This is a genomic window from Pseudonocardia sp. McavD-2-B (assembly GCF_024124365.1).
GTDB lineage: Bacteria > Actinomycetota > Actinomycetes > Mycobacteriales > Pseudonocardiaceae > Pseudonocardia > Pseudonocardia alni.
Window position 1 is genome coordinate 39,714 of record NZ_JAMXSG010000011.1, and the last position, 7,205, is coordinate 46,918.

Below are 7,205 nucleotides of genomic sequence, written 5' to 3' on the forward strand. Positions count from 1 at the left end.
GGCGGGTCAGGCGGAGACGGTCCAGGTGTCGCGGCCGTCGAGCAGCGACTGGAGATCGGCGGCGGGGTTCTTGTCCTTCGCGGCCCGGACCTGGGCGCGGGCGGCGTCGTCGTAGGTGGTGCGGTCGACGTTGCGGAAGATGCCGGTGACGGTGTGGTTGAGGTCCTGGTCGCTCAGCCGGGAGAGGGCGAAGGCGAGCTCGTGGTTGGCCGCGTCGTGGATCACCGGGGTGGCGCCGTCGGCGGGGACGACTTTCAGCGTGAACCCGTCCTGGACCACGGCCTGCCGGTTGTCCTCGGGGCCGAAGACGATCGGCTCGCCGTCGCGGATGGCGACGAGGCGCTGGTCCTTGGTTTCGGGCTTGCGCAGCAGGTCGAAGCTGCCGTCGTTGAAGATGGGGCAGTCCTGGAAGATCTCCACGAGCGCGGAGCCGCGGTGCGCTGCGGCGGCGCCGAGGACCTCGGTCAGCGACTTGCGGTCGCTGTCGAGGGCTCGTCCGACGAAGGTGGCTTCGGCACCGAGGGCGAGGGAGATGGGGTTGAAGGGGTGGTCGAGTGAGCCCATGGGGGTGGACTTGGTGATCTTCCCGACCTCGCTGGTGGGGGAGTACTGGCCTTTGGTGAGCCCGTAGATGCGGTTGTTGAACAGCAGGATCTTGAGGTTGACGTTGCGGCGTAGGGCGTGGATGAGGTGGTTGCCGCCGATGGACAGTGCGTCTCCGTCGCCGGTGACGACCCAGACGGAGAGGTCCTCGCGGCTGGTGGCGAGGCCGGTGGCGATGGTGGGGGCGCGGCCGTGGATGGAGTGCATGCCGTAGGTGTTGAGGTAGTACGGGAACCGGGAGCTGCAGCCGATGCCGGAGATGAAGACGGTGTTCTCGCGTTTGATGCCGAGGGTGGGGAGGAACTGGCGGACGGCGGCGAGGACGGCGTAGTCGCCGCAGCCGGGGCACCAGCGGACCTCCTGGTCGGAGGTGAAGTCCTTGGCGGTCTGCTTGGCGTCGGTGGTGGGGACCAGGTCCAGTCCGCCCGAGCCGAGGCCGGGGAAGCCAAGTTCGATGGTCATGCGTGGGCCTCCAGCCCGATGATGTAGTCGAAGAACACGTCCTGGAGCTCCTCGGCCTTGAACGGCAGCCCGGAGACCTTGGTGTAGGACTTGGCGTCGATGAGGAACTTCCCGCGCAGGAGCAGGGCGAGCTGGCCGAGGTTCATCTCCGGGACCAGCACGGTGTCGTAGGCGCGTAGGACCTCGCCGAGGTTGGCGGGCATCGGGTTGAGGTTGCGGATGTGGGCGGTGGCCACGTGGTGGCCCTTCGCGCGGACCCGTCGGGCGCCGGCGACGATGGGGCCGTAGGTGGAGCCCCACCCGACGACGAGGACCTTCGCCTGCCCGGAGGGGTCGTCGACGGTGATGTCGGGTACCGGGATGCCGTCGATCTTGGCTTGGCGCAGCCGGACCATGCGGTCGTGGTTGTCCGGGTCGTAGGAGATCGAGCCGCGGCCGTCGGCCTTCTCCAGCCCGCCGACGCGGTGTTCCAGGCCGGGGGTGCCGGGGATGGCCCACGGCCTCGCGAGGGTGTCGGCGTCGCGCAGGTAGGGCCAGAATTCCCCGGAGCCGTCGGGGGCGTTGGGTTCGGTGGCGAACCCGGGATCGACCTGTTCGAGGGTGGAGGCGTCGGGGACCTTCCACGGCTCGGACCCGTTGGCCAGGGCGCCGTCGCTCAGCACCACGACGGGGGTGCGGTAGCGCACGGCGAGGGCGGCGGCTTCGAGGGCGGCGTGAAAGCAGTCGCCCGGGGACTGCGGCGCGATGATCGGCAGCGGGGCCTCGCCGTTGCGCCCGTACATGGCCTGGAGCAGGTCGGCCTGCTCGGTCTTGGTCGGCAACCCGGTGGAAGGTCCGCCGCGCTGGACGTCGATGACCAGCAGCGGCAGCTCCAGGGCGACGGCGAGCCCGACGGTCTCGGCCTTGAGCGCCACACCCGGCCCGGACGTCGTCGTGACCCCGAGTGCCCCGCCGAAGGAGGCGCCGAGCGCGGCGCCGACGCCGGCGATCTCGTCCTCGGCCTGGAAGGTGGTCACACCGAACGCCTTGTGCTTGGACAGCTCGTGGAGGATGTCCGAGGCGGGGGTGATCGGGTAGGAGCCGAGGAAGACGGGCAGCCCGGTGGTCTGCCCGGCCGCGACCAGGCCGTAGGCCATGGCGGTGTTCCCGGTGATCTGCCGGTAGGTGCCCGGGGCGAGCTTGGCGGGGGCGACCTCGTAGGTGACCGCGAAGGCTTCGGTGGTCTCCCCGTAGGCGTGCCCGGCGCGGAAGGCGAGGATGTTGGCCTCGGCGATGTCGGGCTTCTTCGCGAACTTCTCCCGCAGGAACCGTTCGGTGCCCTCGTGCGGGCGGTGATACATCCAGGAGAGCAGGCCGAGGGCGAACATGTTCTTCGCCCGCTCGGCGTCCTTCTTGCTCAGCCCGGTCTCCTCCAGGGCTCCCCGGGTGAGGGTGGCCATGGCGACCTCGTGGACCTGGAAGTCTTCTAGGGACCCGTCCTCGAGGGGGGACGCGGCGTAGCCGACCTTGGTGAGGTTGCGCTTGGTGAACTCGTCGGTGTTCACGATCAGCACCCCGCCCTTGGGCAGGTCGGCGATGTTCGCCTTGAGCGCGGCCGGGTTCATCGCAACCAGCACGTCGGGCCGGTCGCCGGGGGTGAGGATGTCGTAGTTGGCGAAGTGCAGCTGGAACGACGACACCCCGGGCAGGGTCCCGGCAGGCGCCCGGATCTCGGCGGGGAAGTTCGGCAGCGTCGACAAGTCGTTGCCGAAGGTCGCGGTCTCCGAGGTGAACCGGTCACCCGTGAGCTGCATACCATCGCCCGAGTCACCCGCGAACCGGATGACCACCCGGTCCTTCGTGACGACCCCGGGCACTGTCTTCGTATGCACGTGAACTTCCTCCAGTCAAACGAGCCCTGTCCGTCGCCTCGCCCCCCAGCGTGCACCGCACCCGAGCCGACCATCGCCATCAGCAGCCCATCGGCCGCATGCGCCCGGGGTTGGCGATCAGGCGTTGACAGGCACCGTCCGGTCGTTCACGAGGAGCAGCTTGCCGACGACACCGCCCGCGGCGAGCATCCGATGTGCCTGTGCCGCCTCGGACAGGGGGAACCGGGCGTGCACGACCGGGCGAACCCGGCCGTCGGCGATCATCGGCCAGACCCGGTCGCGGACCTCGGCGACGATCGCCCCCTTGCCGCGAGGCCCGTCGACCGGCCTACTGCGCAGGCTCAGCGCCGCGATGCTCCCGCGTCGGGCGAGCAGCGCGGCGAGGTTCACCTCACCCACGAGTGCTCCCTGCACGCCGATCACCACTATCCGGCCGTCCGGTGCGACCCCCGCGACGTTCGCGGCCAGGTTCGTGCCGCCCATGTTGTCCAGGATCACGTCGGCCCCGCGGCCTCCCGTCGCCTCCGCCAACGCCCCGGCGACATCCCCGCCGTAGTCGATCACCTCATCGGCCCCGAGCTCGCGGCAGACGTCGAATCGCGCCGGGTTCGCCGTCGCCACGACCCGTGCCCCGACCGCCCTCGCGACCTGCAGGGCGTGGCTACCGATACCGCTGCTGGCGCCGTGCACCAGCAGCGTCTCACCGGCGGACAGCCCGGCGTGCATCATCACCGTGCTCCACACGGTGCAGGCCACCTCCGGGAACGAACCCGCCACCTCCAGGTCGACGCCGGACGGGACCCGCAGCAGTTGGGCCGCGGGCACGGTGACCTTCTCCGCGTAGCCGCCGCCCGCGAGCAACGCGCACACCTCGTCGCCCACGGTCCATCCGACGACCCCCGGCCCGACCTCGGCGATCCGCCCGGAGCACTCCAGCCCGAGGAGCTCCGACGCACCGGGTGGCGGCGGATAGTGGCCTTCCCGCTGCATCAGATCGGCCCGGTTCACCGCGGTGGCGGCAACATCCAGCACGACCTCGCCGCAACCCGCCACAGGATCCCGGACCTCCGTCCAGCTCATGTTCTCGGGACCACCGGGGCCACTGACCACGATCGCATGCACGGCACGAGGCTAGGTGCCCCTCGACCGGGCGGACCGCGTCACGCGCGAACCCCGCCGCCCAGCCGCCGCCCTGACAATCGAGCTGGCCCAGCCGCCGGCCCTCGTGGTAGACGGACGTGGCCGCCTCCGGGGCGCGCATTCCCCAGCCGACCTGTGCTCGGGGCGGACACGACCGCTTCCTCCAGCTCGACGACGTTCACCAATCAGCAATCCTCCCCCTCGTCGTCAGTTCTCATAGCTCCCATGACCCCGATGGAAGGATCGACACCGCCTCGCCGACGGCCCGGCGAGACCACTCCTCCGCCCGACGGGGCCGGCCCATCACGGTGGGACTGCTCGGCGTGGCTCCACGCCGGATCCTGGAGGACCCGAGCGCAGTCGCGGTAGCGGGCGACGACATGGGTGCCGAGTGACCCCAGCGGGAAGCCGAGCGTGTCGCGCAGGACGGCGTAGGCACCGTAAGGATTATGGCCGTGGGCGACGTCGAGCGCCGCTCCCACCGCCATGGCCACAGGGTTCTCGGCGGCGGGGCTCGCCGACGCGGTCCCGCGGGGCGGAGCACTGGTCAGATCCACGGTGGAGTCCGTTCGGGAGAGGTGCGCCAGACCCCCGGAGCCTCGACGGGCGGCCCCACCGCGACAACGGTACCCACCGAGAGCTATCGCGGCATTGTCGCTCCGAATCCGCTACTGCGCGGCGAGGTCACGCCCGCGTCACCGCCCTGGGACGACCACCGCCACCGCGACCCCCGACCCGCCCAAATCGTCGACCGCGACGGGCACCCGACGTCTCCGACGAGTCACCCTCGCACGCGAGTCCGAGAACGGGCCACCCGGTCGTTGCCGGGTGACGGAGCGGGGACTAGCGTCCTTCGCCGTGTCGTGGGCCGAACAGGCGGCGCGTCTGGCACACGGCGCGTTGGCGGACACCCTGCCTCGCCGCTGGGCGCACGTGCAGTCCGTGGCCGAGCGCGCTCAGGTGGTCGCCGCCCCCCTCGGTGACGACGCCGAGGCCGACGTGCTGGTATCCGCCGCGTGGCTGCACGACGTCGGCTACGCCCCCAGAATCGTCGACTCCGGATTCCACCCGCTCGACGGCGCACGCCACATCCGGTCGCTCGGCTACCCCGAGCGGGTGGCCGGCCTGGTCGCGTTCCACTCCACGGCACTGGTGAAGGCGCAGATCCTGGGGCTCGACGAGCAGCTGCAGGCTGAGTTCGACGACGAGCGCACGGTCCTACGCGATCTACTCTGGTACGCCGACATGACCACGGGCCCGGGTGGTGCAGCGGTGACGTTCGACGAGCGGATGAGCGAGATCCGCCACCGTCGGGCCGATCAGCCCGACGCGATCGCCGCACTGGATCGCAGCCTCGCCGAGCGGCGCGCCACCGTGGGGCGGGCCCAGCGCTGGCTCGATGAACGACACGTCCGGGCCGAACCCCCGCCCGGTGCTGCGGGTCCGGCCGCGACTCCGACCTGGCGAGGTGGTCAGCCGCCGTTCGCCGATCCAGATCCCAGCCGAGCCCGACAACGTACGTCAACCCGACGTTGACAGCGCATTCGTCAATGCTAGGTTGACGTCGGTTACCGAAACGTTAACCAGAGACGGCGGAGGGGGTGCGACATGGCAAAGAAGAAGGCCAAGAAAAAGTGAGACAAGGCGGCACCGACACACCCCGAGCACTCGACGTGTTCGGGCGGCTCGGCGCCCCGCCTTCCCCTCCTCCCGCCGGTACGCCGATCCCGGCCCGGCGACCCCGAGGATCGACGCCAGGTCGCACGGCGCCGGTCGCGACAGCGGTGACGACGGCGGGCTGTCAGTCTCCGTCGTGGCGCGCGGCGCGACGCTGCAGCTTCGGGGCACGTCCGTCGCGCCGCCCCCGCACCGGCAGGCGGATCCGGGCGACGGTGGGCGCACCCCGGGAGTGAGCATCGATCCGGCCGAACGCGGCCTCGAGACGAGCCCGAGGGATCGCGTAGCGGATCCCGCACCGGTCGTCGCAGTAGAACCTGACCAGGTCCTCGTCCGAGCCGCCCGGTGTCGACGAGTGCCGAGGCGCACGTGACGGCGGTCCGGACGGGGAGAGGTAGCGAATCGCTCCGCGAGTGTTCGCCCCGTCGATGCGGCCGAGCCCGCCTACCTCGTTGGCGTGAAGCTCACCAACGATGCGGTCGCACCCGCTGCACAGCAGCTCCACGACGAGCAACCGTTGTCGCACAGGCGATGCGCCGTACGGTGTACACGCGTTCCTCTCGCGCATGAACCGGACGCTAGGACGGACAAGGCGGTGTCGCACGCTGAGTCACCCGGCGGTGGTGCATGCACTCCGATGACCGACGTGCGCTCCTGACGGGGCGAAACAAGCCTGACCCCCTCCCCGAGGACATGCTTCGGATGCATCATGTTCCGATGTCGTTCACCCGCTCGACGACCCCCAGTGCGGACGGCACCCCCAAGCCTGCGGCGAGCGTCGCGTGCGCGATGCCAGACCATCGCCGGTCGCTCGGGCATGAGGTCTACATCGCCGGCCGCTACCGCAACGGCGCCTTCTCGGACGCGTGGACCGACGTCACCCGCTGCGCCGAAGGCACCTTCACCGCCTACGCCGCCGCCTGTCCGTGTGGCTGGCACGGACCTACCCACCGCCCGGACGACAACGGCGCTCGCGCGTGTCACCGAGGCGGGCGACTCGACCATCACGACCACCACCGGGACCGCAGCGTCCCTCGCCTCGGCCTCGGCGCCGTGCGCTGACCGGAACGACCCGGTGCCGGGGTCTCAGGCCCGGCCGCTCCGCGGACGTGGACGAGGCGGAGTGACCTGCGAGCGTGCCGCCTGCAGATGTCGCGCGACCTCGCCGGTGATGCGATCCGCGTCGGCCTCCAGCCGCTCGCGCCGATCCGCCTCCGGGACCCCGGCGTAGGCCACCACGAGGTCCTCCAACCGCTGCAGCAACACCGCCGCAGCCTCCGCCCGAGCCTCCCCGGGCAGCAACACACGCTCCACCATGACGCCATGTGAACCGCCCCGGCGTGTCCGGAGAGCTATCGGGTTGAGTGCTCTGACTCGGGCTGGCCGATGTGTTGACGGTAGTGCGCGGCCTCCAGCTCGGCCGGGGGCAGGTCCGCGGCAGCGGAGTGCAGC

General features: G+C 70.9%; 6 protein-coding genes. 2 read left to right on the forward strand and 4 right to left on the reverse strand.

The features are described 5' to 3' along the window. Positions 1-6 precede the first annotated feature (6 nt). The 3 genes from NH602_RS03380 to NH602_RS03390 form a co-directional block, all read right to left on the reverse strand. Complete coding sequence (locus NH602_RS03380; protein ID WP_253066999.1) at positions 7-1,065, reverse strand: 2-oxoacid:ferredoxin oxidoreductase subunit beta; 1,059 nt, start codon at positions 1,063-1,065, stop codon at positions 7-9. Further along, on the reverse strand, positions 1,062-2,936 hold the full coding sequence (locus tag NH602_RS03385; protein WP_253067000.1) for a 2-oxoacid:acceptor oxidoreductase subunit alpha: 1,875 nt from the start codon (positions 2,934-2,936) through the stop codon (positions 1,062-1,064). The genes NH602_RS03380 and NH602_RS03385 overlap by 4 nt, the downstream gene beginning before the upstream one ends. Positions 2,937-3,053: 117 nt before the next feature. Then, the gene (locus tag NH602_RS03390; protein ID WP_253067001.1) at positions 3,054-4,058 is read right to left on the reverse strand and encodes an NAD(P)H-quinone oxidoreductase; all 1,005 of its coding nucleotides are present in this window, start codon (positions 4,056-4,058) and stop codon (positions 3,054-3,056) included. An 876-nt stretch (positions 4,059-4,934) separates the two neighbouring features. On the opposite strand from NH602_RS03390, the gene NH602_RS03395 reads away from it, so the two are divergent. Continuing rightward, the gene (locus tag NH602_RS03395; RefSeq protein WP_253067002.1) at positions 4,935-5,612 is read left to right on the forward strand and encodes an HD domain-containing protein; all 678 of its coding nucleotides are present in this window, start codon (positions 4,935-4,937) and stop codon (positions 5,610-5,612) included. Between the two features lie 858 nt (positions 5,613-6,470). Beyond that, complete coding sequence (locus NH602_RS03400) at positions 6,471-6,815, forward strand: hypothetical protein (RefSeq protein ID WP_253067003.1); 345 nt, start codon at positions 6,471-6,473, stop codon at positions 6,813-6,815. A gap of 24 nt (positions 6,816-6,839) precedes the next feature. Here NH602_RS03400 and NH602_RS03405 read toward each other — a convergent pair whose 3' ends face one another. Further along, positions 6,840-7,070 (reverse strand): hypothetical protein, encoded by a 231-nt coding sequence (locus NH602_RS03405; RefSeq protein WP_253067004.1) that lies wholly within the window; start codon positions 7,068-7,070, stop codon positions 6,840-6,842. Between the last annotated feature and the right edge of the window lie 135 nt (positions 7,071-7,205).